The following is a 26,256-nucleotide window of genomic DNA, read 5'->3' as shown; positions in this document are numbered from 1 at the left end:
CTGCTCTGTGTTCAGACATCTATGCTACGCAGGTAGTCATCGTAGCTGCCACTGAAGTCACGAATGCCTTGCGGGGTAATTTCCAGAATGCGCGTGGCAAGGGAACTGACGAACTCCCGGTCGTGACTCACGAAAATCAGTGTGCCCGGGTAGTTCTCCAGTGCCAGGTTCAGGGACTCGATGGATTCCATGTCCAGGTGGTTGGTGGGCTCATCGAGCAACAGCACGTTGGGCTTGGTCAGTGTCAGTTTGCCGAACAGCATGCGGCCCTGCTCGCCACCGGAAATCACCTTGACGGATTTTTTTACTTCGTCGTTGGAAAACAGCATACGCCCCAGAGCCGCACGCACGGCCTGTTCGCCGTCGGCGGTCCATTGTGCCATCCAGTCGAACAGGATCATGTCGTCGGCAAAGTCATGGCTGTGATCCTGGGCAAAGTAACCCAGCTCGGCGGCTTCTGCCCATTTGACTGTGCCGCTGTCGGCGTTCAGATCGCCGGCCAGACAGCGTAGCAGGGTGGTTTTGCCGATGCCGTTGGGGCCGATGATCGCGACCCGTTCACCGGCTTCGATCTGCAGGTTGAGATCCTGGAACAGGGTCAGATCCTCAAACCCCTTGCCCAGCCCTTCCACAGTCACTGCCTGGCGGTGCAGTTTTTTGGTTTGCTCAAAGCGGATGTAAGGGCTGACCCGGCTGGAGGGTTTGACCTCTTCGAGCTGGATCTTGTCGATCTGGCGGGCCCGGCTGGTGGCCTGCTTTGCCTTGGAGGCATTGGCAGAGAAGCGGCTCACGAAGCTTTGCAGCTCGGCGATTTCCTTCTTCTTCTTGGCGTTGTCCGCATGCAGGCGTTCGCGTGCAGCGGTGGCAGCAGTCATGTACTCATCGTAGTTACCCGGGAACAGGCGAAGCTCGCCATAGTCCAGATCTGCCATGTGGGTACAGACGCTGTTCAGGAAGTGGCGGTCGTGAGAGATGATGATCATGGTGCTGGATCGCGCCACCAGAATATTTTCCAGCCAGCGAATGGTGTGGATGTCGAGGTGGTTGGTCGGTTCGTCCAGCAACAGCACGTCCGGGTCAGAGAAGAGTGCCTGGGCAAGCAATACCCGCAGTTTCCAGCCGGGGGCTACGGCGGTCATGGGGCCGGCGTGCTGTTCTTCCGGAATCCCGAGCCCAAGTAGCAGATCCCCTGCCCGAGCCTCTGCGGTATAGCCGTCCATTTCGGCAAATTTCATTTCCAGATCGGCCACCCGCATGCCGTCTTCTTCGCTCATTTCCGGCTGGCTGTAGATACGATCGCGCTCGGCTTTGACCTCGGCCAGTTCCGTGTGCCCCATGATCACGGTATCCAGCACGGTGTGTTCTTCAAACGCGAACTGGTCCTGGCGCAGCTTGCCGAGGCGGTCATTGGTATCAATCATGACCTGGCCACTACTGGGTTGCAGTTCGCCTCCCAGAATTTTCATGAAGGTGGATTTGCCGCAACCGTTGGCGCCAATCAGGCCGTAGCGGTTACCGTTGCCGAATTTCACGGAGACGTTTTCGAACAGCGGCTTGGCACCAAATTGCATGGTGATGTTGGCAGTAGAAATCAAAAGACAATCCTGTAGAAACGCAGCGGCAGGCGGGCCTGCACCGGGGTGAAAGAGGCGGCATTGTACCGGCTCGGGCAGCAAAACACAGGCCCGCCGGGCAGATCGCGGGCAGGTGTTCGATTTGCACCTACTCACGGGTATGATTGATGCCTTTGTGCTGAACCACTGAGGATCCCATGTTTGAGCTGACTGTGACGCCCCGTTTCTACGAAACCGACGCCTTTGGCCACGTGAATAACACGGTGGTGACGGGCTGGTTTGAAACCGCCCGCTCTCCGCTGTTTGAGCTGTTCAACACCGAAGGCAACAAGCCTGCAGAGTTGCCCCTGATCCTGGCCCGTATCGAAGTGGATTTTGTCGGGCAGATCTACTACGGCAGCGACGTGCTGCTGCGCACCGGCATTGAGCGGCTGGGGAACAGTTCCTTCGTGGTGCTGCATCAGGCATGGCAGAACGGCAAGCTGGTGGCGCGGGGCAAGGCCGTTCAAGTGCATTTCGAGCACGACAAGCAGGCGTCCTCGCCGATCCCGGTGGCATTCCGTCAGGTGCTGGAGCAGCATCTCGGAGCGTTGCCGGAGGAAAAGTCGCTGTGAGCGTTGAGTTATGCGCTGCGAGTAAGGTCAACAACCAGGGCATTGATGATAGAGAGGGCTCTGTGGTGGTCGTTCGGCCACGATGGTGCGTAGAGCCTTCCCCGCTCGCGGTGCAACCACTGCTCCCGCAGAGAGGGGATGCGATGCTCTGGGAGGTTCAGGTTTTGAATGTGGCGTCAGTCGAGCCCCTATCTCCCTCATAGGCACGGACATCATGGCGTCTTGACGCCATATCGCTACACTATTGCTCATCGCAAGAGCCACTTTCAGTGAGAGAGAGCCGAATGGCCTACCAGGGACAGAGCAACTTTGACCACCGTCAGCCGCGAAAAATAGGCGTGCTGATTACCAACCTGGGTACCCCTGATGCCCCGAAAACGGGTGCATTACGTCGTTACCTGCGTGAATTCCTGTCCGACCCGAGGGTAGTAGAAGTCCCTCGATTCATCTGGTTTTTCATTTTGAACCTGGTGATTCTGGTGATCCGCCCGCCGCGCTCTGCCCATGCCTACAGAACGGTATGGACCGACCAGGGGTCTCCGCTGCTGGTGCACAGTGAGAACCAGCTAAAGGGGATTCGTGAGCGCTTGCAGCAACAGTATGGTGACGATGTGGTGGTGAGGCTTGGCATGCGTTACGGCAATCCCTCTATTCCCAGCCAGCTGCAGGCAATGGAAGAGGAGGGCGTTCGGCAACTGCTGGTGCTGCCGTTGTACCCACAATATTCAGGGTCGACCAACGGCTCTACCTTTGATGCTCTGGCCAGGGACTTCATGCAGCGGCGCTGGTTGCCCGATCTGCGTTTTATCAGTCACTACCCTGACTACCCGCCTTATATCCAGGCTATGGCAGCTCATATTCGTGCTTTCCGGGAACGGCAGGGTTGTGCCGAGAAACTGATTTTCAGTTATCACGGCGTCCCCAGACGGTATCTGGATAATGGCGATCCTTACTTTTGTGAGTGCCATAAAACCTCCCGTTTATTGGCGGAAGCCCTTGGGCTCGGCCGCGACCAGTGGATGACGACATTCCAGTCCCGCTTCGGCCGTGAAGAGTGGCTTCAGCCCTACATGGATGCCACCATGAAATCATTGCCGGGAGAAGGCGTGAAGTCGGTACAGGTTTTTTGCCCTGGTTTTTCTGCGGATTGCCTGGAGACCATCGAAGAGATTGATGTGGAGAACCGCGGTTATTTTGAGGATGCAGGCGGGGAATCCTTTGCCTATATTCCTGCGCTCAATGCGGAGCCTGTGCATCTGGATGCACTCACCCGTTTGATTGAGGATAACCTGCAAGGTTGGCGCCAGGAGGATAATTCTGTGGCCGCGAGAGAGGGACGTGCTGCACGAGCGAACGCCATCGGTTAAGGCCTTTTACGGCGCAACAAAACACACCAAAACACCCGCCCGATTGGCGGGTGTTTTGCTATCAAGCCGGTGGTTGTTTACCGGACCCTTGGCGTTTTTTCAGGCTTTCAGCTGCCGGATCAGCTCGTCGGTGAACTCGGTGGTGCTGGCTCTGCCGCCCAGGTCCGGGGTGACTACATCGCCAGCTCCCACCACCTGCCGTACCGTACGGCGTAGCTGTTTTGCCTTGTCGTGCAATTCGATGTAGTCGAGCATCATGGCGCCAGCAAGAATAATGGCGGTAGGATTGGCGATACCCTTGCCTGCAATATCCGGCGCACTGCCATGCACAGCCTCGAACAGGCCACCGTGTTCGCCAATGTTGGCGCCGGGGGCTACACCCAGGCCGCCGATCAGGCCGGCGCACAGGTCAGAGAGAATATCGCCGAACAGGTTGGTGGTAACGATTACGTCGAAGCGGTGCGGGTTCATTGCAAGTTGCATGGCGGTGGCGTCTACGATCATTTCTTCGTGTTCCAGCGCCGGGTAGTCCTCACGAACTTTGCGAGCCACGTCAAGGAAGAGTCCTGAGGTGGATTTCATGATATTGGCCTTGTGCACCACGGTGACTTTCTTGCGGCCTTGCTTCATGGCCGTGTCGTAGGCGAAACGCAGCAGACGTTCGGATTCAGTGCGAGTGATTCTGCTGCGCAGTTCAGCGGTCTCTCCATCTTCACTGACGGTCTGCCCCAAGCCAGAATAAATCCCCTCAATGTTTTCCCGGATAGTCATGATATCCACGTTGTCGTAGCGCGATTTCACTCCCGGAATGGAGAGCGCGGGCCGCACATTGGCAAACAGGTCAAAGGTTTTGCGCAGGGTCACGTTCACGGAGGTGAAACCTCCCCCCACTGGCGTGGTGATGGGGCCTTTCAGCGCCAGACGGTTGCGCTTGAGGGTGGCCAGCGTCTCCTCCGGAACCAGATCCAGCCCCTTGTCCAGTGCGGTTTGCCCTGCGATGGCGTACTCAAAATCGAGTCCACAGTTCAGTGCATCCAGAACACGGACGGTGGCATCAACGATGTCGGGTCCGATGCCATCGCCGGGGATAACGGTTACGGTGTTGTCATTCATACGGGCTCCTGACTGCGGGGAAGGTGACGGGTGTGACCATTTTGCCCGCTCAAGGTTGCAAAATGAATGCCGACAAAGGTCGCAGGGCGCTCGGAGAAAGAGGGGGCCAGTGTTGTGAGAGGCTATATATGTGGACCGGGACCCTTTTCGGATAGCTCGTCACAGGGGTTGCGCAGTCGGCAGGCCTTGATGGAAAGACAGCCACAACCGATGCACTGATCCAGCTGGTGACGCAGGACGGTCAGATCATTGATGCGCTCATCCAGCTGCACGCGCCAGCGGGCGGACAGCCGTTTCCAGTCCCGGGCGGTGGGCGTTCTGCCATCGGGGAGTTCGCTCAGGGCCCCGGCGATTTCTGCCAGTGGAATGCCAATGCGTTGTGCCACCTTGATCACCGCCACCCGGCGCAAGACGTCCCGATGGTAGCGTCGCTGGTTGCCGGCACTGCGCTGGCTTTGAATCAGGCCTTTGGTTTCGTAGAAGTGCAGGGCAGACACCGCCACCCCACTGCGTTCCGCCACTTCACCTACGGTAAGTGCCTTGCCGTGATCTTCCGGATTGATACGCATAGTCTGGTCTCCGGGCCATGCTGTTCGCGTAAAACCTCAATGAATATTGAGGTTTTACGCGGGTGACCGGGAGGATGCAAGGCTCCCGGTCGTTGCGCAAACCGCGATGGCGGCGCATCCCGTTGTGGGAGATTGGTGTAGGGTACGGGCGGGCAAACACGAGGCCGGGGTAACGCAATGAAATGGATGATGGCTGTGTGGTTGGTGATGGCCCTGCCGATGGGGGTATCAGGCAAGCCGGCGGCACCGGTCGACTGGCAGCATTACCACAGCAAGGATGGCTGGTGGGTGGACCACCATTTTCTGCTGGTAGAGTCCCAGCAGTGGTTGACGCCATCGCAAGTGGATCAGCCAGCGTGGCAGCATGAGGTCTCGATTTCCGTGCCGTGGTCTGCCGCTTGTCCCGGCCGCGAGCGGGACGACCACACAGCGCTGGTGATCATCAGTGGTGGTGACCGGCCCGGAGCGGTGCTGCGGGAATCGCCCGGCAGCTTGTCCACGGTATTGGCGCTGATCTTCTGCCGGCCGGTGGTCGAGATACGCCAGGTGCCGAATCAGCCGTTGGTCTTCACTGCCGATGCCACGGCGACCCCCCGCCGCGAAGACAGCCTGCTGGCCTGGACGATGGACCGCGCCGCGCGAGTGGGCGATATGGCGCCTGTCCAGCACGCCATGGTCACAGCGGTGCGACGCTCTCTGGATGCGGTGCAGGCCTTCAGTGCGCAGCAGCCGGGGCTCGAGCCGGTAGTGGATTTTGCCCTGCTGGGGTCATCCAAGCGCGGCTGGACCGCCTGGCTGGTGGCCGCCCAGGACCCGCGTATTCGCGCGCTGGTGCCGGTCTCCATCGATATGCTCAACCTGGCGAAGCAGTTCGATCATCAGCATCGCGCTTACGGTGAATACACCCCGGCATTACGCGCCTTCAGTGAGCAGGGCATTGATTGCCTGATCCGGACAGGGCCCGGCAAGGCCATGTTGGCAACGGTGGATCCTTATGCGTTACGGGATCGATTGTCCTTGCCAAAGCTGGTGATCAACGCGTCCGGGGACGCCTACTTTGTCAGCGACAGCAGCCAGTTTTATTTTGCCGACATGGGGCCGAATCGCTGGCTGCGCTATACCCCCAATAGCGGCCATCGCCAGGGTGATAGCCTCGACCGGGTGGTGCGACTCAGTCAGGTGGCCAACTGGCTGGACGTTATTCTGGAGGGGCGAACGCCCCCCAATGTGAGCGCACAGCTGGAGAACCAGCAGTGGGTCATCACCCCGTCAGAACCGCCGCGATCCATGCTGCTGTGGCAGGCGGTGAACCCCTCCGCACGGGATTTTCGCCAGCAGAGTATCGGTAATGGCTGGCACGCCACCGAGCTGGATGCGGATGATGACGGGCGTTACCGGGTTGACCTGCCTGACCCGGACAAGGGCTACCAGGCCTGGTTTGTCGAGGCGCGTTTTGGTGGTTGGCTGGCAATCAACCAGCAGGTGGTGACCACCGATATTCAGGTCAGGCCACAGGCCTTGCCTTATCCTCCACGCGAGTGTGATTCGCACCGCGCTGACATGGATCCATGACATAATGTGCGCCCGAGGAGAAAAGCCATGACAGCTGTTATTTCCGTTCAAGGCCTCAACAAGGTTTATGGTTCCGGGTTTCAGGCCCTGAAGAATGTGGATCTGGATATCCAGGCCGGTGAAATCTTTGCTCTGCTGGGCCCCAACGGGGCAGGCAAGACTACCCTGATCAGTATTATCTGCGGCATTGTGAATCCGTCTGAAGGCACGGTGCTTGCCGATGGCCACGATATCGTCAAGGACTACCGGGCGGCGCGCAGTGCCATTGGCCTGGTGCCACAGGAGTTGTCCACCGATGCGTTTGAAACGGTGTGGGCCACGGTGAGTTTCAGCCGCGGTTTGTTCGGCAAACCGCGCAACGATGCGCACATCGAGAAAGTTCTTAAATCCTTGTCGTTGTGGGACAAGAAGGACAACAAGATCATCACCCTGTCCGGCGGCATGAAGCGTCGTGTGATGATTGCCAAGGCGTTGTCCCACGAGCCGAAAATCCTGTTTCTGGACGAGCCTACCGCCGGTGTGGATGTGGAGTTGCGCCGTGAAATGTGGGAGATGGTACGCCAGCTCCGCGAGCAGGGGGTGACGATTATCCTGACGACCCACTACATCGAGGAAGCCGAAGAAATGGCGGACCGGGTCGGGATTATCAACCGTGGGCAAATCATTCTGGTGGATGACAAGGCGCGCCTGATGGAAAAACTGGGCCGCAAACAATTGACGGTGCAGTTGGCCGAACCTTTGTCCGCTTTGCCGGGCTCGCTGAATTACGAATCCCTTGAGCTCAGCGATGACGGCTATGCCATGGTGTACACCTACGATGCCAATCAGGAGAGCACCGGGATTGCCGAGCTGCTGCGCAAGCTCAGTGATGAAGATATCGAGTTCAAGGACCTGCATTCCCGGCAGAGCTCACTGGAAGATATCTTTGTGGATCTGGTGAACAGCACCGCGTCAGCACAATCGGGGAGCGCCCAATGAAAGTGAATTTTTACTCCATCAAGGCGATTTATACGTTTGAAATGGCGCGTACCTGGCGAACCTTGATGCAGAGTATTGCCTCGCCAGTGATTTCCACGTCGCTCTACTTCGTGGTGTTCGGCTCTGCCATTGGTTCGCGCATGGTGGAGATTGATGGTGTCAGCTACGGTGCGTTCATCATTCCCGGGTTGATCATGCTGTCCCTGATGACACAGAGCATTTCCAATGCGTCATTCGGCATTTATATGCCTACCTTCTCGGGTACCATTTATGAAGTGCTTTCGGCACCGGTTTCCTACGTGGAAATTGTTATTGGCTATGTGGGCGCCGCGGCGACCAAGTCCACTATCCTGGGTATCCTGATTCTGATCACTGCCCGGTTGTTTGTGGATTATGAAGTGCAGTATCCGGTGCTGATGATCAGCTTTCTGTTGTTGACTGCGATCACCTTCAGCCTGTTCGGTTTTATCATTGGGGTATGGGCTGATACGTTTGAAAAACTGCAAATCATCCCGTTGATGATCATTACCCCGCTTACCTTCCTCGGTGGGAGTTTTTATTCCATCGATATGCTGCCGCCATTCTGGCAAACGGTGACGCTTTTCAATCCCGTGGTGTACCTGATCAGCGGTTTCCGCTACAGCTTTTTTGGGACTGCTGATGTCCATATCGCCGTCAGTCTGGGGATGACCGGGTTGTTCCTGGCCATTTGTCTTGGCCTGGTGTGGTGGATCTTCAAAACCGGTTATCGGCTCAAGAGCTGAGTATTGCGGTTCGGGCACAAACCGAGCCAGATTCGGACCGATAAAAAAGAGGCCGCGTCCAGGGATGGAGGCGGCCTCTTGCGTTTGCCATGGGCCAGATCAGGCGCTGATCTGTTCGCCACGTAATTTCGAAACGTCCGCTTTGGGCGGGGCGCCGAACATGCGGCTGTACTCACGGCTGAAATGGGAGGGGCTTTCATAGCCGACCCGGTAGCTGGCGGTGGCCGCCTCCAGCCCTTCCGTCAGCATCAGGCGACGGGCTTCATGCAGGCGCAGTTTCTTCTGGAACTGCAGCGGTGACATGCGGGTAACCTGTTTGAAACTGTGAAACAGGCTGGACTCGCTCATGTTGGCAGAGTCGGCCAGTTCCTTGACCCGCAGGGGTTCAGCGTAGCGATCCTTGAGGGTCGAAATAACCCGGGAAATGCGATTGGCCTGGGAATCGGCAGCAACAAACTTGCGCATCCGTGGTCCCAGTTCGCCGATCAGGGAACGGTAAATGATTTCCCGCCGAGCCAGTGGTGCCAGTACCGGAACGTCTTCAGGTGAATCCAGTAATCCGAGCAGGCGGTACAGGGCGCCCTGCATGGCCGGGTCCATCTGTGTCATGCACAGGCTGCAGCCCATTTCGGAGCAGCTGGCATCGGGATCCATCTGTGCCACCCGGTCACCGAGCTCCAGCACCAGATCGGTGACTTCCTGGGGATCAATGCTGATTTTGGCGGCCAGATAGGGACGGGCTTCACAGGCATCCACAATCTGGCCCAGCACCGGCAGATGCACCGAGTTGGCTAAATAGCTCATGGGGCCGTAGACAATTTCCCGGTCGCCCAGCGTAACGGTCTTGGTGCCCTGGAGAATAAAAATCAGCGAGGGATCGTACACCGTGGAATTGCAGCTGGTGAGGCCATCTGAACGGTACAGGGAGACACCTTCAATCGGGGTCTCGTGCATGCCGGGCTCACGGGCCCATCGTTCGACTACCTGGGTCAGTTGCTGCTGAGGCGTGGCGCTGAGATTTCTGGGTAATTCAGGGGTGCGTGATGTCATGGTGGCCTCCTGTGGCAGCCAGTATAGGGCTGGCTGGGTCGGGCTGTGTCCCCATTCAGACATTTTCTGCAGAAATAGGCAATGACTGCGCAGAAACTGGCAAGCGGACTTTATCTGACCGCAGGAATGGGCAGTCGATTGTGCCTGGCGCCTGTGTCTCGAATTCGCACGTGGATTTCCTTTCTTGTGTCCGTATGCCCCATTTTTAGCGGGATTTTCCGGTTTTTTAACGGTTTTCCCTCTAAGAAAGACGGCGCCGGCCGTGGTCACTTACCTGAAACTCTAGCGTCACCGTGGCGTAACTCGGGACGAAATTGGTCCCCTGATGAGGCGCTGATTCTTTGCCAAAACAGAAATGGGCAATCATAGAACAGGAACCCGCTACCCGGATTCCTGCTCCCGGGCCTACGCTTTCGCTCCAGGGTTGCATGACGGGCGGTTGGAAATTCTTGCCGCAGCCTGCGCAGCCATTCTTCGCCTCTTCGACATGCGTTCCATGTTTTTGCCCGTCACAGCAACAGGCAAAAACAATGTTGACCTCAAGCTAGCTTGAGGAAATAGAGTGCGCAGTCATAGCAGATTGGTCTGCTTTGTACGTGGGCGATCGGGATTGTCGAAATGGGCAGGCCGGTTGGACTCACAAAGAGTGATAGCGGGAGTCACGGAAATGGAAACGATAAGTGGAGAAACGGCCACTGGGGCCGGGTTGTACTGGGGTGTTTTCGCGGCACTGATGGCGGTGATTTTTCTGGCGGGTTGTGATGCCCGAAGTGAAGCCGGGCAACAGCCAATGCCGGCACCGGAGGTTGATGTGGCAAACGTGATAGCAGAACCGGTGACCCTGTGGGAGTCCTTTACCGGGCGGGTGGTGTCACCGGAAACGGTGGAGTTACGGCCCCGAGTCAGTGGGTATATTGACAAGGTTGCCTTCGAGGAAGGGGCGCTGGTCGAGGAGGGCGATCTGCTTTTCCAGATTGATCCCCGCCCTTACCAGGCACGGGTGCAAGCCGCTCGTGCGCAGCTGGAGCAGGCACGCAGCCGTTTGACCCAGGCGCGTAGTGAGGCCGTGCGAGCCAGCACCTTGCTGGAAAGCCGGGCCATTTCCCAGGAAGAGTATGACCAACGCAGCACTGCGTTGCTGAGTGCCAAGGCGTTGGTCAATGCGGCGCAGGCGGCGCTGGATACCGCCGAGCTGGATCTTCAGTACACCCGTGTGACGGCACCGGTGAGTGGCCGGGCAGGCCGCGCCATGGTCACTCGCGGCAACCTGGCCAACGCGGACCAGACACTGCTGACCACGGTGGTATCGGTGGACCCCTTGCACGTGTATTTCGAGGCCGACGAACAATCTGCCCTGGAAAGTCAGCCGGTGCTGGCGTTGGCTCCGTCGCCGACGGTACGCATCGGGCTGGCAGGGGAGAGTGGCTATCCCCATCGGGGCACGCTGGATTTTATCGACAACCGTCTGGATCGCAGCACCGGGACCTTGCAGTTCCGCGCGGAGCTGGCCAATCCGGATGGCATTTTTAAGCCCGGCCAGTTCGCCCGTGTTGAAATGCCTGTGGCAAAGCTGGATCAGGCCGTGATGGTGAACCGCAAGGCGGTGTTGACTGACCAGAACCGTCGTTTCGTCTACGTGGTGGCCAGCGACAATACCGTGGCGAGGCGGCAGGTCGAAACCGGACGGCAGGTCGATGATCTGCAGGTGATTCGTCGTGGTTTGCAGCAGGGTGACCAGGTGATCGTCAACGGTCTCCAGAAAGTGTTTGGTGATGGCATGCCGGTACAGCCCAGACAGGTAGCGATGCGTGAATCTGCCGCCCCGGCTGGCCAGGCCAGTGCCATCGCCGCAGCACAACCCTGAGACACGCGACCCCCTAATTTCTCATCCACATTGGCGATCAGGCTGGCCTTTGCCGGCCTGACGCAATAACTCCGGGAACGACACAATCCGGCAGGCTCGCGCCTGGCCGGCAGGAGGCGTATTGCCATGAATTTTTCACGATTCTTTGTCGACAGGCCGATTTTTGCCGCGGTGTTGTCGATCATCATTTTTGCGGTAGGGGCCATCTCGATCCCCAGTCTGCCCATCAGTGAGTACCCGGAAGTGGTGCCACCTTCTGTGGTGGTGCGTACGGTCTATCCGGGCGCCAACCCCAAGGTCATTGCGGAAACCGTGGCAACGCCCCTGGAAGAAGCGATCACCGGGGTGGAAGGCATGATGTACCTGAAGTCGGTAGCGGGCTCCGACGGGGTGCTGCAGATGACGGTGACATTCCGTCCGGATATTGATGCCGATGATGCCACCGTGCGGGTGCAGAACCGGGTCAGCCAGGCCCTGGCGCGGCTGCCGGAAGATGTTCGCCGGCAAGGCGTTACCACGCAGAAACAGTCGCCCACCTTCCTGATGGTGGTGCATCTGACCTCGCCGGATGGCCGTTACGATACGCTTTACCTTCGCAACTATGCGCGCTTGCATGTGCGTGATGTGCTGGCCCGGATTCGCGGCGTGGGCGAAGCGCAGATTTTCGGGGGTGGCGATTACGCCATGCGTGCCTGGCTGGACCCCGACAAGGTTGCCGCACGGGGGCTGACCGCCAGCGATGTGGTCGGCGCCATGCGCGAACAGAATGTGCAGGTGTCCGCCGGTCAGCTGGGCGCGGAACCCATGCCCGGCAGTGACTTCCTGACCCTGATCAACGCGCAGGGGCGGTTAAGCACGCCGGAAGAATTTTCCGATATCGTGATCAAGAGCGGTGCCTCGGGCGAAATCGTGCGGCTGTCGGATGTGGCCCGGCTGGAACTGGGGGCAGGGGACTACACGCTGCGCTCGCAACTGGACAGCAAGGATGCCGTGGCCATTGGTATTTTCCAGTCCCCCGGGGCCAATGCGCTGGAGATCCGTGAGCAGGTGATTGCCGCCATGGACGAAATCGCCACCCGCTTTCCTGAGGGGGTGAAGTACGAAACGGTGTATGACACCACGATTTTCGTCAGTGATTCCATCAAGTCGGTTATCCAGACCCTGCTGGAAGCCGTGTTGTTGGTAGTGCTGGTGGTCACCCTGTTTTTACAGACCTGGCGAGCCTCGATCATTCCATTGCTGGCGGTACCTGTGTCGGTGGTCGGGACTTTCGCTGCGCTTTATTTGCTGGGGTACTCGATCAATACCCTGACCCTGTTCGGACTGGTGCTTGCCATTGGTATCGTGGTGGATGACGCCATCGTGGTCGTGGAGAACGTGGAGCGCAATATCGAAGAGGGGCTGGCGCCCCTGGCCGCTGCGCACCAGGCCATGAAAGAAGTGTCCGGGCCCATTGTGGCCATTGGTTTGGTGCTGTGTGCGGTCTTTGTGCCGATGGCGTTTCTGGATGGGGTGACCGGGCAATTCTACCGGCAGTTTGCGGTGACCATTGCCATCTCCACGGTGATTTCCACCATTAATTCCCTGACCCTGTCACCGGCGCTGGCGGCCATGTTGCTCAAGCCTCATGACGCGCCCAAGGACCGACTGACGCGCATTATCGATAGCTTGTTTGGCTGGATCTTCCGGCCCTTCAACCGGTTCTTCAATGCCAGTTCACAGCGCTACGAGAGCGGTGTTTCGCGCTCGTTGCATCATCGTGGCGTGGTGTTTGTGATTTATGCCTTGTTGCTGGCCAGCACCGGTTTGATGTTCAAGGCTGTTCCGCCTGGCTTTATTCCCATTCAGGACAAACTGTATCTGATTGCCGGGGTGAAATTACCGGAAGGGGCATCTCTGGAACGAACTGATCAACTGCTGCAACAGGTGGTGGATATCGGCCTGGACACCGAGGGTGTCGCCCATGCGGTGGCGTTTCCCGGGCTGAATGCCCTGCAGTTTACCAACACCTCCAATACCGGTTTGGTGTTCTTTCCGCTGGCGCCTTTTTCAGAACGCAGCCGCACTGCCGAACAGATCAATGCCGAGATCAACCAGAAAGTGGGCGCGTTGAAAGAAGGGTTTGCGTTTTCCTTCATGCCGCCACCGATTCTGGGCCTGGGTAACGGATCCGGCTACCAGATGTTTATCGAGGACCGCGGCAACCTGGGCTATGGCGCGCTACAGGATGCGGTTAATGCCTTCCAGGGGGCGGTATCCCAGACCCCGGGCATGGGGTTCCCGATTACCAGTTACCAGGCCAATGTGCCGCAGCTGAATGCCGAGGTGGATCGTCTCAAAGCCAAGGCCCAGGGAGTGCCGTTGACGGAGTTGTTCGATACCTTGCAGACCTATCTCGGGTCCAGCTACGTGAACGACTTCAACCGCTTTGGCCGCACCTGGCAGGTCGTGGCCCAGGCCGATGCGCCGTTCCGTGACAGCGTCGAGGATATCGCCAACCTCAAGACCCGCAATGTGAACGGCGAGATGGTGCCGATCGGTTCCATGGTCACTATCAGCGAAGATTTCGGACCGGATCCGGTGTTGCGCTACAACGGTTACCCGGCCGCTGACCTGGCCGGCGAAGCAGACCCGCGGTTGCTGTCATCGGCTCAGGCCATGGCGGTTCTCAATGGCATTGCCGAGCAGGTTCTGCCTGCGGGGATGAGTTTTGAGTGGACCGACCTGAGTTACCAGCAGGCCACCCAGGGCAATGCCGCCTTGCTGGTCTTCCCACTCTCGATCCTGTTGGTGTTTCTGGTGCTGGCGGCCCTGTACGAAAGCTGGACGTTGCCACTGGCGGTGATCCTGATCGTACCGATGTGCATGCTGTCTGCGTTGATGGGGGTGTGGTTCTTCGGTGGCGACAACAACATTTTCGTCCAGGTGGGTCTGGTGGTGTTGATCGCATTGGCTTGCAAGAACGCCATCCTGATTGTGGAGTTCGCCCGCGAACTGGAGATGGAAGGCAAAAGTGTGGTGGATGCCGCGCTGGAAGCCTGCCGCCTGCGTTTACGGCCGATCATCATGACTTCCATCACGTTCACTGCCGCGGTGCTGCCGCTGGTGCTGGGCAGTGGTGCCGGGTCTGAAGTGCGTCAGGCCCTGGGTATCGCGCTGTTCTTCGGCATGCTGGGGGTGACCCTGTTCGGTCTGTTCCTGACACCGGTTTTCTATGTGGTGTTGCGCAAGCTCGCTGGCAGCAAGCCGCCGGTAGCCCATGACCCTGACACCACGCCAGCCCTGTCTGACGGCAATCACTGAGACATGATGAAGGAAAGCAACATGACTAGATCATCAATGCTTGCGGCGTTCCTGCTGTTGTCAGGTTGCGCGGTGGGTCCGGACTACCAGGTGCCGGAGACGCCGGCGCCGGCCCATTTTCAGGCGCCTCACGATGGCGGGGCCTTTGCGGACGTCGAGCAGCAATTCTGGCAGGGGTTTGATGACCCGCTACTGTCAGAGCTGCTCAACCTGACCCTGGCCGACAACCTGGATTTGCAGGTGGCACTGGCACGATACGAGCGCTCTGCGGCGTTGCTGTACGGTGCCCGCCGTGAGCAGTGGCCGTCACTGACGGCGTCGGCAGCGGGGGCAGAGCAGCACCTGTCAGCGGTGGAGCAGCTGGGTGGCCCAGAGCGGGTGGAGCGCTACCAGGCAGGGCTGAATGCCAGCTGGGAGCTGGACCTGTTTGGGCGCTTGCGTCGGGCCAGTGAATCGCAGGCGGCAGAACTGCAGGCCACCGGTGCGGATCTGGCGGCGCTACAGGTGGTTCTGGCAGGACAGGTGGCCAACACCTATTTCAACATGCGTGGCTTGCAGCAGCGTTTACAGGTGGCCAACCAGAACGTGACGTTGCAGGAAGAGACGCTGGCCATTGTCACGGCCCGGGCCGATGCCGGTCGGGCGACGGAATTCGACAAGGTTCGGGCGCGGGCCCAGCTGGCGCGCACACGAGCCGCCCTCCCGGAGCTGGAGGCGGCGCTGCGCGCGGACATGCATCGTCTTGCCGTTCTGACCGGGCAGCCCCCGGCGGCCTTGCTGGAGCGTTTGGTGCCGCTCAAGCCGTTGCCCGGCAGTGTCCCGGTGATTCCGGTGGACAGCCCCGGTGATGTGCTGCGCCGGCGGCCGGACATCATCGCTGCCGAACGTCGCCTGGCGGCGGCAACGGCACGCATTGGTATCGCCACCGCTGACCTGTATCCGCGCTTCACGCTGAGCGGGTTGTTGGGCTCGGTGGCTGCCGAGCCGGGTGACCTGTTTCAGGGAGCATCGGAGTCGCGCCAAGTCGCACTGGGGGTGGACTGGACCTTTTTGGATTACGGCAAGGTGCGGGCGCGTATTGATGCTCGAGATGCCGAAGGCCAGGCCGCGCTGGCGTCCTATCAGCAAGCCGTGCTGGCGGCACTGGAAGAAACAGAAAACCGGTTGGTCCGTTATCAGCAACTGCAGACACGGGTTTCGCGTCTTGCCTCGGCGTCAGAGGATGCCCGGCAGGCCGCCGCACTGGCCCGCACCCGCTACGAGCGGGGCTTTATTGGCTACTTTGAAGTGCTCGATGCGGAGCAGGAGCTGACCGAAATCCGTGACGCAGAGGTGCGCAGCCGCACCGATCAGGTCAAGGCCATGGTGGATGTCTATCGTGCCCTGGCGGGGGCGCCGGCCCCGGCCGTGCCCAAGACATAGATCACGGCGCTGGCAGCGCTGACCGCAAAAGGCGAGCCGCGAGCGAATCCCGTATCATGGGTTCGCTGCTCGCCTTTTTTATTGCTGACGGACCCGCCCCATGATTGTTCGTGATCGCCCCAATGCTATTGCCCTGCTGTTTACCCTGCGAGGATCAGTGGTGCCGGAAATCCTGCCGCACATTGTCTGTGTGGCGTTGTTCTCGGTGGTATGGACTGCGCTCAGTCGCTGGCATGTGGTGGAGCTGGGCAGTCTGACGATCATGCCGGTGACATTGCTCGGGATTGTGCTGTCCATCTTGCTGGGCTTTCGCAACAACGCTTCCTATGACCGTTGGTGGGAAGCGCGCAAACAGTGGGGGCAGATGGTCTACGAGATTCGCAGTCTGGCCCGGGCCAGTCGGGCGTTGCTGGCAGAGGCGCCACGACGGCGTTTATTGCACCAGATGCTTGCCCATGCCCATGCGCTGAAAGGCCAGCTGCGGGAAGAAGATGGCATGGCAGAGGCGGCGCGCTGGTTGTCGGAGCAGGACAGCGAGACACTGGCCGGCAAGCAGAACCGGGCCGATGCAATTCTGGCACTGGCCGGTGAGGGGCTGGCAGTGCAACACCAGAGCGGCGCGCTCGACAGTGTGGCGTTCAAGGTGCTGGATGAGAGACTGACTGCGATCAGTGGCATCCAGGCGGCCTGCGAGCGCATTGCCTCTACCCCTCTGCCGTTTGCCTACACCCTGCTGGTGCACCGCACTGCCTACGTCTATTGCTACCTGTTGCCGTTTGTTCTGGTCGGGGCGTTGGGGTGGGCGACGCCGGTGATGGTGGCAGTGGTCGCGTATACCTTCTTTGGCATCGACCGATTGTCAGAACATCTTGAAACCCCGTTTGGCCGGGACCCGAATGATTTACCGCTGGATGCGCTGTGCCGGATCCACGAAATCTCGGTGGCCGAAGCGTTGGGAGACACGGCACCGGAGCCGTTGCCGGTAAAGGATTTCCAACTGCAGTAATCCGTTACCACGGATGTCTGTCAGAAAGGCTCAGGTACTGCCGCTTGCCTGACTGCCGAGGGCGATGTCCAGGCAAGCGGTGCAAGGCAGTGATCAGATGACCTCAAAGGTCATGCCGGCGTGGGCTTGCAACCGTGACAGCAGTTTTTCGCCCAGCAGCGAAGAGGTCGTCCAGAAGCCGCCGGGGGCATCGTCCGGGATGTCCTTGGCCAGACAAGCGCCGGCTTGTCCCAACAACTTGGCAGTGGAGCCGTAACCCGGATCCGCATCGCCAGTGACCTTGACGGTAAGGGTGTCGCCCTGATCCGTGTGTCCGGCCAGACGAATATCATAAAAACCGGCTTTCTGGGCTTCCGGGCTGGGACCTTCTCCGGGCTGAGGCACCACAAACTTGTTCAGCGCCCAGCGGGTAGGTGCCAGCGCGGCAGCACCGAAGAACAGACCGGTTCCGACGCCGATACCCAGGGCTTTTAGCCGCCCGCCGATACCATCGCCGGTAAGCATGCCCTCGTTATAGGTCATGGCGGGGCTATAGCCGTTGAGGGCATTGGAGCGATGCACGATACGACTGTTGATGGCATCCATGACAAACGGTGCCACCCAGGCGCGAAAGTCGTCGTCGTATTCGGGCATGGCAATACTGTGCTGGCGGGCCGTCAGGCCATGGTCCGCCGGGCATAGCAGGTAAGGGTTAGCCAGCTTGCGGCGCAGCTCCGGGTCGCCAGCGGCTTCTTCGGCAATGTTCATCATGCTGGCCACGGTGCCACCCGATACGCCGCCTTTGGCTACCTTGACGCGCATGCCAACGCGCGTCGCCGGTGCGTTGAATTGCTTTTTCGCCTGTTGCTGAAGGAAAAAGACGCCCATGTCAGAAGGAATGGAGTCGAAACCACAGCAATGCACAATGCGGGCTCCGCTGGCTTTGGCGGCGGCTTCGTATTTTTCCAGCATGTCGGCGATCCATTGCGCTTCGCCGGTGAGATCGCAGTAATCCGTGCCCGTGCTCGTGCAGGCACGAATCATGGGTTCGCCGTACAGTGCGTAGGGTCCTACCGTGGAAATCACCACGGCGGTGTTCGCACACAATGCTTCCAGGCTGGCATCGTCATTGGCGTTGGCGGTGATCAGTGCAAGTTTGTCCGCCTTGCTGCCGAGAGCTTCTTTGACCTGCTGCAATTTGGTTTCAGAGCGTCCTGCCGCAGCCCATTTGAGTTCGCCATCCACACCATAGGTATCAGTCAGGTACTGGCACAGAATCTGGCCCACAAAGCTGGTGGCACCGAAGACAATCACGTCATAGGTTGAATCACTCATGAGAACTCCCTTGGCGAATGAATACAAAGAAAGTCAGCCTACCCATTGTTGCTGTGAATGTATGTGGCAATTGTGCCAAAAAGGCCGATTTTGCCTGGAGAGTGTCGCGATTGGCGTGTTGGTCTGGAGTCCGTTGTCTGGGATCCTTCTGGTCGGGGCGCGGTTACAAAAAACAGTTGCCGCGCTCAGGTGGTTGCGTTGCTATAGGCAGTACATTCCAGAAAACGGTCGGGAGAGCGGTATGGCGAACCACAAGAAGCCGGAGGTGGATGTTCTTATCATTGGTGCGGGCCTGTCCGGAGTCGGTGCGGCTTGCCACCTGCAGCGCGAATGCCCGCAAAAAACCTTCATGCTGATCGAGCGGCGCAAGGCCATCGGTGGCACCTGGGACCTGTTCCGCTATCCGGGTATCCGGTCTGATTCCGATATGTTCAGTTTTGGCTACGGATTTCGACCCTGGAATGAATTCAAGGTGCTGGCCGATGGTGCTTCGATTCGGGATTATATTCGCAATACCTCTGATACTTTTGAGATCACCCCGCACATTCGTTTTGGCCGCAAAACCCTCAACGCCGACTGGTCCGCGGAGCAGCAATGCTGGACGGTGTCGATGGTGAATGAAGATAACGGCGAAGAGGAGACGGTGACGGCCCGTTTTCTGATTGGTTGTACTGGCTATTACAACTATGACAAAGGCTATTTGCCGGATTTCCCGGGACAGGAACGTTTTGCCGGGCAATGCATTCACCCCCAGCAGTGGCCTGAGGGGCTGGACTATGCCGGCAAGAAAGTGGTGGTGATTGGCAGTGGTGCCACCGCGGTGACGTTGGTGCCTGCCATGGCTGGTGAGGCGGCTCATGTGACCATGTTGCAGCGCTCTCCATCGTATATTTTTTCACTGCCTTCGCAGGACAAGCTGTCTGAGTGGCTGGAAAAGTTTCTGCCTCCCGATTGGGTCTTTGGGCTGGCTCGCTGGCGAAATATCAAACTGCAACGATTGCTGTACCGGGCAGCAAAACGCTATCCCAACCCGGTGCGACGTGTGTTGCTGGGAAATGTGAAACGGCAACTCAAGGGGCAGGTCGACATGGCCCATTTTTCCCCCCGCTATATGCCCTGGGATGAGCGGCTGTGCGCGGTGCCGGATGGTGACCTGTTCAACGCCTTGAGAGAAGGCAAGGCGTCGGTGGTCACGGACCAGATTGAGACCTTTACCGAAACGGGCATCCAGTTGCAGTCCGGGCGGCAGCTGGAGGCCGATATCATCGTCACGGCTACCGGTCTGAATTTACAGGTGCTGGGAGGGATGACGTTGAGTCTTGACGGAGCCCCGGCTGACGTCAGTGAGCGGCTGACCTACAAAGGCGTGTTGCTGGAAGGCATGCCGAACATGGCCTGGATATTCGGGTATACCAATGCCTCCTGGACCCTGAAGGCAGATATCGCCTCGGCCTATGTTTGCCGCTTGTTGAATCATATGGAGCTGGAGGGGCACGGGGTGGCGGTGCCAAACGCCGATGACACCCTGAAACGGGATGACACCTCTATCATGGATGCGCTTGCGTCGGGGTATGTGAAGCGTTCCAGCCACAAGCTGCCGCGTCAGGGGCGACACCATCCCTGGAAAGTCATGAACCACTATGCCCGTGACCGGCACATGCTGCTGGAAGAACCGGTGGAGGACGGTGCGCTCCATTTTTATTGAAATGGAGGCGGGCTCGTGCGGGAGCTAGCCACAGCATTTCTTGAATTTTTTCCCGCTGCCACAGGGGCAGGGGTCATTGCGGCCTGGCTTCAGGGGGGTGACAGAAGGCTTGCCCGCCAGATAAAACCAGTGCCCGCCTTCGCGAACAAAGCGTGAAATTTCTTCCAGTACACTGAATGTTTGCCCGATCCGGCAGATGGCGCGAAAGTGGACGCTGCCATTGTCGCCGTCTTCATCGCTGTCCAGGATATCAAGATTGACCCAGTGCTCGTCGCTATCCAGCGACAGGTTGGTGGGGCGAGTCTCGGTATGCCAGCTGCGGCTCAGGTAATCGGTGTCTCCCCGGGCAAAGGCGCAGAATCGTGAACGCATAAGCGCTTCCGGATGGCTGGCGGGGTGCCCCTGGTGGAGTGGCTGGCAGCAGTCGGCATAGTCACGACCGGAGCGGCATTCACACCGAGTCATTGGTTTGTCTCCCGCAGGTATTTCTCGATGGCAAAGACATGCTCATCGCTGGCCTCCAGTTGCCGCAGCGCGTCTGCCAGCTGCAGCAGGTAATCACGGTTGCTGCCACTGGGGCCGTGGCTGCGGGCAATATGCTCGGCAATGGCCTTCTCATCGGACTCCCCAAGGAAGGCAGCGTTATCTGCCGTAGCGATATACACCAGCCCCTCGGCCTGCTGGTTGTCTGCAAAGGTCATGGTCGTCTGGAAGCGCAGATAGCCGTTTTTCTCCCGATGATCCAGATGCCCGAATGTGTCCGGGGTGATGCGGTAGGCCATGCCCACGCAGGCGGTGCCGGGGCTCTCGATCAGGGTAACGACCCGGCCGGGAAGCTCCGGAGTGCCTCGGTGGTCATGTGAGCCCTGCCAGAACCGGCGTGTCCAGCCCTGGATGGTGGCGGGGCGGCGCTCGAGAAAAGGAAAGTCCGCCTTGTAGATCAGTGATCCGTAGCCAAACAACCACACTGGTTGGTGAGGGTCGAGAGTGTGCCGACGGCGATTTTCTTCTGAGGTGTCCAGCATGAAATTGATCCCGGTTCGTTCCCTTCACGATGGGGGCGCTATACTGGCCGCACATTCTGACGGGCAATGGGAACAGACATGAAAGATGTGCGCGAAGAGTATCATGCCGACGGGCTGACGGAAGCCTCTCTCCATGATGATCCGCTGGAACAGGCCCGGCGCTGGGTCGATGAGGCGATAGAGGCTGCCCTGCCTTTACCTAACGCCATGACACTGGCGACGGTCAGTGCCGATGGTCAGCCGTCGTCGCGGGTTGTGCTGCTCAAGGGTATTGAGGCTGGGGGGTTTACTTTCTTTACCCACTACGACAGTCGCAAGGGAGAAGAGATCGCTGTCAATCCGAAGGTGTCTTTTACCATGTTCTGGCAGCCGTTTGATCGCCAGATGATTGTGATCGGCGAGGCGCACAAGGTCGACCAGCAAGAATCGGACAGTTATTTCGCTTCCCGTCCCTATGCCAGTCAGATCAGTGCGGCAATTTCCCCCCAGAGCCGGCCGGCCAGTCGTGCATGGCTGGAAGACGAAGTGGCACGCCTTGAGCAGGCGTTCCCCTCTGCGCCGGTCCCACGCCCTGCCCAGTGGGGCGGATACCGAATTGTTGCTCACGAAATACAGTTTTGGCATGGCCGTCCGAGCCGCCTGCATGACCGCTTCCGTTATCAGAGGCAGGAGGACGGAAGTTGGTTGCGGGAACGCCTTGCTCCCTGAGCAGGCAGGTTGCTGTCGTGGCTTTTCTGTGTGGCTCTAGTAAGCTTTGCAGCGGTACCGGGACAAGGTAGTAACGTTGAAAATACTGATAGTAGATGATCACAGGCTATTCGCTGACGCCTTGAGTATCACCCTGAAAAATGCGTATCCGGAAGCGGACATTACTACCTGTGAGCAACCGCGATGGTTGCTGGAAAACCGACAGCAGCTGCCGCAATTCAATCTGGTTATCCTGGACCAGGCCATGCCTGACCTCGATGGGCTCAGCCTGCTGGGTGTCGTGGGCCGGTTGATGACAGATGCCAAGGTGCTTGTCTGCTCCGGATCCGCAACAGAAGTGACGGTGCGTCGTGCCCTGCAGTTGAAGGTGAATGGGTTCGTGGACAAGAGCGAACCTGTGGAGAAAATCCTGCTTGCCATCAGGGAGGTGATGGCGGGTCGTAGTTATTACTCCGAGTCATTTCGGTTGATGGCAGGAAACGCGGCAGAGGAAACCCTGACACTGACCCGGCAGCAGTTGGCGATCCTGGCCATGTTGCAGGAAGGGCATGGTAACAAGGAAATTGCACGTCAGTTGTTCGTCAGCGTGAATACAATCAAGACACACCTGCGACTCCTGTATGAAAAGCTGGAGGTATCCAACCGTACGGCATGCATCGACAAGGCGAGAAACCTCGGGCTTATCTGATCCTTGCCAGCCGTTACTTCTCTCTCAGCATGTCTTCCAGTTTCTGGATCAACGTGTCTGCGGCCACCGGCTTGAACAGGACATGCCTCTCATTCGGTAAAGCCTGAATGAAACCGGGGTCGGTATTGCCGGTAATAATCAAGGTGGGTACCGATTGGCGAAACCTGGCGCTGATCGCTTCAATGACGGAACCTGCGTTGGTGTCAGGCCCGATCTGATCATCGGTGATGACCAGCGAAGGTGGGGCGTCACTGCTTTCAAGGCGCTGCAGGGCGGATTCCAGGGTGTGGTGTGCAGACACGGTAGCGCCAAGACTTGAGAGCAGCCCTCCAAGAGCTTCGGTGACACGCTCATCATCATCAATTAATAGTATCGTGAGACTTTCGAACCAGGAGTGATCGCTAATAACACTTCCGGTATCGTCGATCGCATGGGTTGCAGCAGCCGGTAACGTGAGGGTGAAGGTTGTTCCCCTGCCTGGTTCAGAGATCATGGCGACGGGAATGTCGCACAATGCACTGAGCCGGCTGACAATCGCCAGTCCCAGTCCCAGTCCGTTCTGAATGGAGCGGTGATCGTTGTCTATCTGCATGAATTCTTCGAATACCTCGGCCTGGTATGCCTCATCAATCCCGATCCCCGTATCCGTTATTTCCAGCAGCAATTCCTGCCCTGTAACCCGTGCGCTGAGGCTGATCTCGCCCTCCGGGGTGTACTTGAGTGCATTGCTGAGAAGATTGCGGACAATTCTCGCGAGCATGACCCCATCGCTGAAAACGTGTTGCCCGGAAAGATCATGGAGGCGAAGAGACAGCCCTTTGGCAAGGATCTGTGGGGAAATTTCGTCGATGATCGGCTGTAACGTATCCAGCAAGTTGATGATGCGTTTCTTCGGTGTCAGACGGTGTGACTGCAGCCGTGACAGCATCAGCAGATGGTTCAGTAGCTCATTACAGGAGGCAATGGCGGTGTCCAGTTTTGCCACAATATCAGGCTGGGGGGTGTCGCTATTTTTCAGCATGGCGGCATAGAGGGTGGCCGCTTGCAAAGGCTGGCGAAGATCATGGCTTGCTGCCGCAAGAAAGCGGGTTTTACTGCTGCTGGCCTTCGTGGCTTGTTCGCTGGCTTGTTCGGCTTCGATGCGCAGGGCGATGTTGCTTATCTGGGAACGATGCATGTACAGGCTGAAGCCGCTCATGGAGACAAGACTGACCACCGGGATAAGCTTGATGATGAGCGGAGCATCGGGGACGTAAATCAGAATAAAAAAAAGCCAGGATAGAAAAACCGGTGTAATAAAACTGATAAAGATATCCGGATATACGCCCATGGAAACGGACGGAATAGACGTGGCAACAGAAAGGATGACCAGACAGGTCAGAACCGTGACCGGGGTTACTCCCGGCAAGAACAGATACGGAAAAGAAGACCAGAGAGCGGCCCAGATAATCGCCATATAGAGGTTGAGGTGGTGCCACTTCCGGGTTTTTCCTGATTCGATGGCGCGATGTCGATTATAGAAACGAATAAGGAAAATGGACTGTAAACCGACCAAAAATAACAGTGCATACCAGGCGAGGAATGGGGGTTTCTGGATCATGTCAAGGAAGAAGAGAGGCAGGGATCCGGCAATAATGGAGGAAAGCGCCATGCGTGAGCCTACTTCTTCCATAAACAGATTGTGTCGCTCTTGAAGAATCCGCTGGCGGTTGTTCGGTGCCGAACAGGGCAAGGTATCAGGCATGGTCGTATTTTTTTTAAAAGGTGTGATTGCAGTCTAGCTCGATTAGTGCGGCTTGTAAGTGCTGCCATGGCGAATTCACCCGTCAGGGTGAAGAGCGGCGAGATTCCAGGGTGCTCTAATGGTCGCCTCTCTGGGATGCGTCATTAATCGGGGTAAGCGTAATGATCAACAAGCAACTGACTCAACTGGCTGCGGCTATCGGCGTGGCTTCTATGATGACTGCCTGTGGCGGCGGTTCCTCCAGTTCCGGCGGCACGACAGTTGCTGCCGGCGGCAAGGGATTTGTGGTTTTTCCCGCAGCCGAAAGTGCGGGTGCTGTCTTGGTGCGAAGCGCCACTCCGCGGGCGGCCCTGTTTGCCGAATATCTGTACAGAACTGACGGTACCCCTGCCGGGACCACAAAGATCGTTGATGGCAGCAATAACGGTTTTGAAGTTGGCCGCTTTGGCGGTGGTTACATGGCGGATCTGGACGGCAAGATCTACTATGCGGGCAAGGACAGCTCTGGCGATGTGGAGCTGTGGGTCACTGATGGCACTGGCGCCGGCACGGAACGTGTTGCTGATCTTTATACCGGTGGCAGTGGTCAGCCACACAATATGGTTCCTGTGGCTGACAAATTGTTTATGAATGCGGTAGTGGATGATGCCAGCGGTGTGGGGCGAGAGCTGGTGGTTTTCGATCCCGCTTCCGGGGCATTCGAGGCGTTGACCTCGACTATTGATGGTAACCCGACCAGTAGTAATGCGCCTGAGTCGCTGACACCGGTGGAAGACGGTCTGTTTTTTTATGACCAGGATGCTGGCGATGTGTACTTTACCGATGGCTCGGTGGCAGGGACACTGAAAATCGCGACCAGTAACGACAACATTACCAACCTGAATAGTCCGCTGTCGAAATATCCTGAACTCATTGGGGATGATGATTGGATTGGCTACAAGGGCAAGCTGCTGTTTACCGGGCGTTTCAACGCAACCGATGCGCAAACGCGTCTCTACGAAATGGATCAAGATGGCAATATCAAAGAGATTGCCTTTGAAAATAACGGCTACACGGTACAGCTCGATATCACCCAGAATGTAGTTACCAGCAACGGCAAGGTGTATTTCGTTGCGGATGCAGGAGCCAATAACCCGGATCTGCATATCTTCGAATATGATGGCAGTTCCGTCGTTAGACTGACCGGTAGCGAAGGCAGCCGTCCTTATAATGACAGTCTGGTAGGCACGTCACTGGGTGTGTTCATGTATGTGGAGATGGCCGGGCTGCCTCCGTACCTTCTGCGTGTGGATAACACTAATGGTCCAGCAGGTGTTACGGCCGCGCTGCGTGGAAGCGGAGATTATTCCTTCGCTGATGTGGGTTACATGGTGGAGGCAAACGGTACGGTATTCTTTAGTGCTTACACCGAAGATGCTGGTGGCAGTGATTTCGGTACCGAACTGTGGAAAACCGACGGCACCCAGCAGGGGACAGAACTGGTTAAGGATATCAATGACACCATGGCGGGCGCAGACTCGCAGCCTTTCCCGCTGACATTCATGTATCAGGTTCCGCCGACGGTGAATCAAGGCCTGGGAAGCAAATACCTGTTCGTGGCGAATAACGGCAGTGAAGGTTTTGAGCCCTGGGGGTCTGATGGATCCGAGGCGGGCACCCTGCTGCTGAAGGATATCAGTGCGGGCAGTGGGAGTAGTGTCATCGACTAATTCAGTTAACAGTGAACAGTTAACAGCGGCGCGATAGCGCGTCGTTGTTACTTCCAGGAAGGAGGCCGCGACCATGTTTTGGCGCGGCCTTTTTGCGTTTAAAAGACAAGGAAAAAGCAAAACAAATACTTGACAGGTTATGCCGGTCGCGCAGCCTTCACTGTTCA

At 58.1% G+C, this 26,256-nt stretch carries 21 protein-coding genes; 13 read left to right on the top strand and 8 right to left on the bottom strand.

The features are described 5' to 3' along the window. Positions 1-11 precede the first annotated feature (11 nt). The gene (locus Q672_RS22975) at positions 12-1,595 is read right to left on the bottom strand and encodes an ABC-F family ATPase (protein ID WP_022984794.1); all 1,584 of its coding nucleotides are present in this window, start codon (positions 1,593-1,595) and stop codon (positions 12-14) included. A gap of 176 nt (positions 1,596-1,771) precedes the next feature. On the opposite strand from Q672_RS22975, the gene Q672_RS22970 reads away from it, so the two are divergent. Both Q672_RS22970 and hemH read left to right on the top strand, forming a co-directional pair. Further along, positions 1,772-2,188: an acyl-CoA thioesterase gene (locus tag Q672_RS22970; protein ID WP_022984793.1), complete on the top strand. Its 417-nt coding sequence runs from the start codon at positions 1,772-1,774 to the stop codon at positions 2,186-2,188. Between the two features lie 284 nt (positions 2,189-2,472). Then, entirely contained in the window at positions 2,473-3,555 is a 1,083-nt protein-coding gene (hemH, locus tag Q672_RS22965) for a ferrochelatase (protein ID WP_022984792.1), read from the top strand. Between the two features lie 99 nt (positions 3,556-3,654). Here hemH and Q672_RS22960 read toward each other — a convergent pair whose 3' ends face one another. Next, the gene (locus Q672_RS22960; RefSeq protein ID WP_022984791.1) at positions 3,655-4,668 is read right to left on the bottom strand and encodes an isocitrate dehydrogenase; all 1,014 of its coding nucleotides are present in this window, start codon (positions 4,666-4,668) and stop codon (positions 3,655-3,657) included. A 122-nt stretch (positions 4,669-4,790) separates the two neighbouring features. Next, positions 4,791-5,237 (bottom strand): redox-sensitive transcriptional activator SoxR, encoded by a 447-nt coding sequence (soxR, locus tag Q672_RS22955; protein ID WP_022984790.1) that lies wholly within the window; start codon positions 5,235-5,237, stop codon positions 4,791-4,793. Positions 5,238-5,414: 177 nt separating this feature from the next. Here soxR and Q672_RS22950 point away from each other — a divergent pair, with 177 nt between their 5' ends. From Q672_RS22950 to Q672_RS22940, 3 genes are read left to right on the top strand one after another with little or no spacing between them, the layout of a single operon-like run. Next, a complete protein-coding gene (locus Q672_RS22950; protein ID WP_081703618.1) occupies positions 5,415-6,809 on the top strand; it encodes a PhoPQ-activated protein PqaA family protein in 1,395 nt (464 codons plus the stop codon). A gap of 27 nt (positions 6,810-6,836) precedes the next feature. Further along, a complete protein-coding gene (locus Q672_RS22945) occupies positions 6,837-7,787 on the top strand; it encodes an ABC transporter ATP-binding protein (protein ID WP_022984788.1) in 951 nt (316 codons plus the stop codon). Between the two features lie 2 nt (positions 7,788-7,789). Beyond that, the gene (locus tag Q672_RS22940) at positions 7,790-8,551 is read left to right on the top strand and encodes an ABC transporter permease (protein WP_031226193.1); all 762 of its coding nucleotides are present in this window, start codon (positions 7,790-7,792) and stop codon (positions 8,549-8,551) included. A 99-nt stretch (positions 8,552-8,650) separates the two neighbouring features. Here the strand turns inward: Q672_RS22940 and Q672_RS22935 are convergent, their stop codons facing one another. Then, positions 8,651-9,601, bottom strand: a complete 951-nt coding sequence (locus tag Q672_RS22935) for an AraC family transcriptional regulator (protein ID WP_022984786.1) — start codon at positions 9,599-9,601, stop codon at positions 8,651-8,653. 667 nt (positions 9,602-10,268) lie between these two features. Between Q672_RS22935 and Q672_RS22930 the strand changes: the two genes are divergently transcribed. The 4 genes from Q672_RS22930 to Q672_RS22915 all read left to right on the top strand — a co-directional run bounded on the left by Q672_RS22930 (position 10,269) and on the right by Q672_RS22915 (position 17,196). Continuing rightward, positions 10,269-11,465 carry an efflux RND transporter periplasmic adaptor subunit gene (locus Q672_RS22930; protein WP_022984785.1) on the top strand — a complete coding sequence of 399 codons (1,197 nt, stop codon included), beginning with the start codon at positions 10,269-10,271 and terminating at the stop codon, positions 11,463-11,465. Between the two features lie 126 nt (positions 11,466-11,591). Beyond that, positions 11,592-14,768 carry an efflux RND transporter permease subunit gene (locus Q672_RS22925; protein WP_022984784.1) on the top strand — a complete coding sequence of 1,059 codons (3,177 nt, stop codon included), beginning with the start codon at positions 11,592-11,594 and terminating at the stop codon, positions 14,766-14,768. Between the two features lie 21 nt (positions 14,769-14,789). Further along, on the top strand, positions 14,790-16,190 hold the full coding sequence (locus tag Q672_RS22920; protein WP_052017491.1) for an efflux transporter outer membrane subunit: 1,401 nt from the start codon (positions 14,790-14,792) through the stop codon (positions 16,188-16,190). Between the two features lie 100 nt (positions 16,191-16,290). Continuing rightward, positions 16,291-17,196 carry a bestrophin family protein gene (locus tag Q672_RS22915; protein ID WP_022984782.1) on the top strand — a complete coding sequence of 302 codons (906 nt, stop codon included), beginning with the start codon at positions 16,291-16,293 and terminating at the stop codon, positions 17,194-17,196. Positions 17,197-17,289: 93 nt separating this feature from the next. On the opposite strand, the gene Q672_RS22910 is transcribed toward Q672_RS22915, so the two are convergent. Next, positions 17,290-18,510 (bottom strand): saccharopine dehydrogenase family protein, encoded by a 1,221-nt coding sequence (locus tag Q672_RS22910; protein WP_022984781.1) that lies wholly within the window; start codon positions 18,508-18,510, stop codon positions 17,290-17,292. 241 nt (positions 18,511-18,751) lie between these two features. On the opposite strand from Q672_RS22910, the gene Q672_RS22905 reads away from it, so the two are divergent. Further along, on the top strand, positions 18,752-20,215 hold the full coding sequence (locus tag Q672_RS22905) for a flavin-containing monooxygenase (protein ID WP_022984780.1): 1,464 nt from the start codon (positions 18,752-18,754) through the stop codon (positions 20,213-20,215). A 24-nt stretch (positions 20,216-20,239) separates the two neighbouring features. Here the strand turns inward: Q672_RS22905 and Q672_RS0117105 are convergent, their stop codons facing one another. Continuing rightward, positions 20,240-20,587 carry a YchJ family protein gene (locus Q672_RS0117105; protein WP_022984779.1) on the bottom strand — a complete coding sequence of 116 codons (348 nt, stop codon included), beginning with the start codon at positions 20,585-20,587 and terminating at the stop codon, positions 20,240-20,242. 89 nt (positions 20,588-20,676) lie between these two features. Beyond that, positions 20,677-21,240, bottom strand: a complete 564-nt coding sequence (locus Q672_RS22900) for a gamma-glutamylcyclotransferase (RefSeq protein WP_022984778.1) — start codon at positions 21,238-21,240, stop codon at positions 20,677-20,679. 78 nt (positions 21,241-21,318) lie between these two features. Here Q672_RS22900 and pdxH point away from each other — a divergent pair, with 78 nt between their 5' ends. Both pdxH and Q672_RS22890 read left to right on the top strand, forming a co-directional pair. Further along, a complete protein-coding gene (gene pdxH / locus Q672_RS22895) occupies positions 21,319-21,948 on the top strand; it encodes a pyridoxamine 5'-phosphate oxidase (RefSeq protein WP_022984777.1) in 630 nt (209 codons plus the stop codon). A gap of 76 nt (positions 21,949-22,024) precedes the next feature. After that, positions 22,025-22,636 (top strand): LuxR C-terminal-related transcriptional regulator, encoded by a 612-nt coding sequence (locus Q672_RS22890; RefSeq protein ID WP_158245798.1) that lies wholly within the window; start codon positions 22,025-22,027, stop codon positions 22,634-22,636. A 13-nt stretch (positions 22,637-22,649) separates the two neighbouring features. On the opposite strand, the gene Q672_RS22885 is transcribed toward Q672_RS22890, so the two are convergent. Then, a complete protein-coding gene (locus tag Q672_RS22885) occupies positions 22,650-24,380 on the bottom strand; it encodes an ATP-binding response regulator (RefSeq protein ID WP_022984775.1) in 1,731 nt (576 codons plus the stop codon). A 161-nt stretch (positions 24,381-24,541) separates the two neighbouring features. Between Q672_RS22885 and Q672_RS22880 the strand changes: the two genes are divergently transcribed. Beyond that, entirely contained in the window at positions 24,542-26,089 is a 1,548-nt protein-coding gene (locus Q672_RS22880) for a hyalin (protein ID WP_022984774.1), read from the top strand. The last annotated feature ends 167 nt before the right edge of the window (positions 26,090-26,256 follow it).

It is taken from the genome of Alcanivorax sp. P2S70, assembly GCF_000475295.1.
Lineage (GTDB): Bacteria > Pseudomonadota > Gammaproteobacteria > Pseudomonadales > Alcanivoracaceae > Alcanivorax > Alcanivorax profundi.
The sequence above is the reverse complement of the archived record's forward strand: the minus strand, read 5'-3'. Positions and strand labels throughout refer to the sequence as shown.

Coding starts and splice junctions, on each gene's coding strand:
- Q672_RS22950 (WP_081703618.1), top strand. CDS start 5,415: ATGAAATGGATGATGGCTGTGTGGTTGGTGATGGCCCTGCCGATGGGG.
- pdxH (WP_022984777.1), top strand. CDS start 21,319: ATGAAAGATGTGCGCGAAGAGTATCATGCCGACGGGCTGACGGAAGCC.
- Q672_RS22925 (WP_022984784.1), top strand. CDS start 11,592: ATGAATTTTTCACGATTCTTTGTCGACAGGCCGATTTTTGCCGCGGTG.
- Q672_RS22935 (WP_022984786.1), bottom strand. CDS start 9,601: ATGACATCACGCACCCCTGAATTACCCAGAAATCTCAGCGCCACGCCT.
- Q672_RS22880 (WP_022984774.1), top strand. CDS start 24,542: ATGATCAACAAGCAACTGACTCAACTGGCTGCGGCTATCGGCGTGGCT.
- Q672_RS22900 (WP_022984778.1), bottom strand. CDS start 21,240: ATGCTGGACACCTCAGAAGAAAATCGCCGTCGGCACACTCTCGACCCT.
- Q672_RS22910 (WP_022984781.1), bottom strand. CDS start 18,510: ATGAGTGATTCAACCTATGACGTGATTGTCTTCGGTGCCACCAGCTTT.
- Q672_RS0117105 (WP_022984779.1), bottom strand. CDS start 20,587: ATGCGTTCACGATTCTGCGCCTTTGCCCGGGGAGACACCGATTACCTG.
- Q672_RS22920 (WP_052017491.1), top strand. CDS start 14,790: ATGACTAGATCATCAATGCTTGCGGCGTTCCTGCTGTTGTCAGGTTGC.
- Q672_RS22905 (WP_022984780.1), top strand. CDS start 18,752: ATGGCGAACCACAAGAAGCCGGAGGTGGATGTTCTTATCATTGGTGCG.
- soxR (WP_022984790.1), bottom strand. CDS start 5,237: ATGCGTATCAATCCGGAAGATCACGGCAAGGCACTTACCGTAGGTGAA.
- Q672_RS22960 (WP_022984791.1), bottom strand. CDS start 4,668: ATGAATGACAACACCGTAACCGTTATCCCCGGCGATGGCATCGGACCC.
- Q672_RS22885 (WP_022984775.1), bottom strand. CDS start 24,380: ATGCCTGATACCTTGCCCTGTTCGGCACCGAACAACCGCCAGCGGATT.
- hemH (WP_022984792.1), top strand. CDS start 2,473: ATGGCCTACCAGGGACAGAGCAACTTTGACCACCGTCAGCCGCGAAAA.
- Q672_RS22970 (WP_022984793.1), top strand. CDS start 1,772: ATGTTTGAGCTGACTGTGACGCCCCGTTTCTACGAAACCGACGCCTTT.
- Q672_RS22915 (WP_022984782.1), top strand. CDS start 16,291: ATGATTGTTCGTGATCGCCCCAATGCTATTGCCCTGCTGTTTACCCTG.
- Q672_RS22945 (WP_022984788.1), top strand. CDS start 6,837: ATGACAGCTGTTATTTCCGTTCAAGGCCTCAACAAGGTTTATGGTTCC.
- Q672_RS22930 (WP_022984785.1), top strand. CDS start 10,269: ATGGAAACGATAAGTGGAGAAACGGCCACTGGGGCCGGGTTGTACTGG.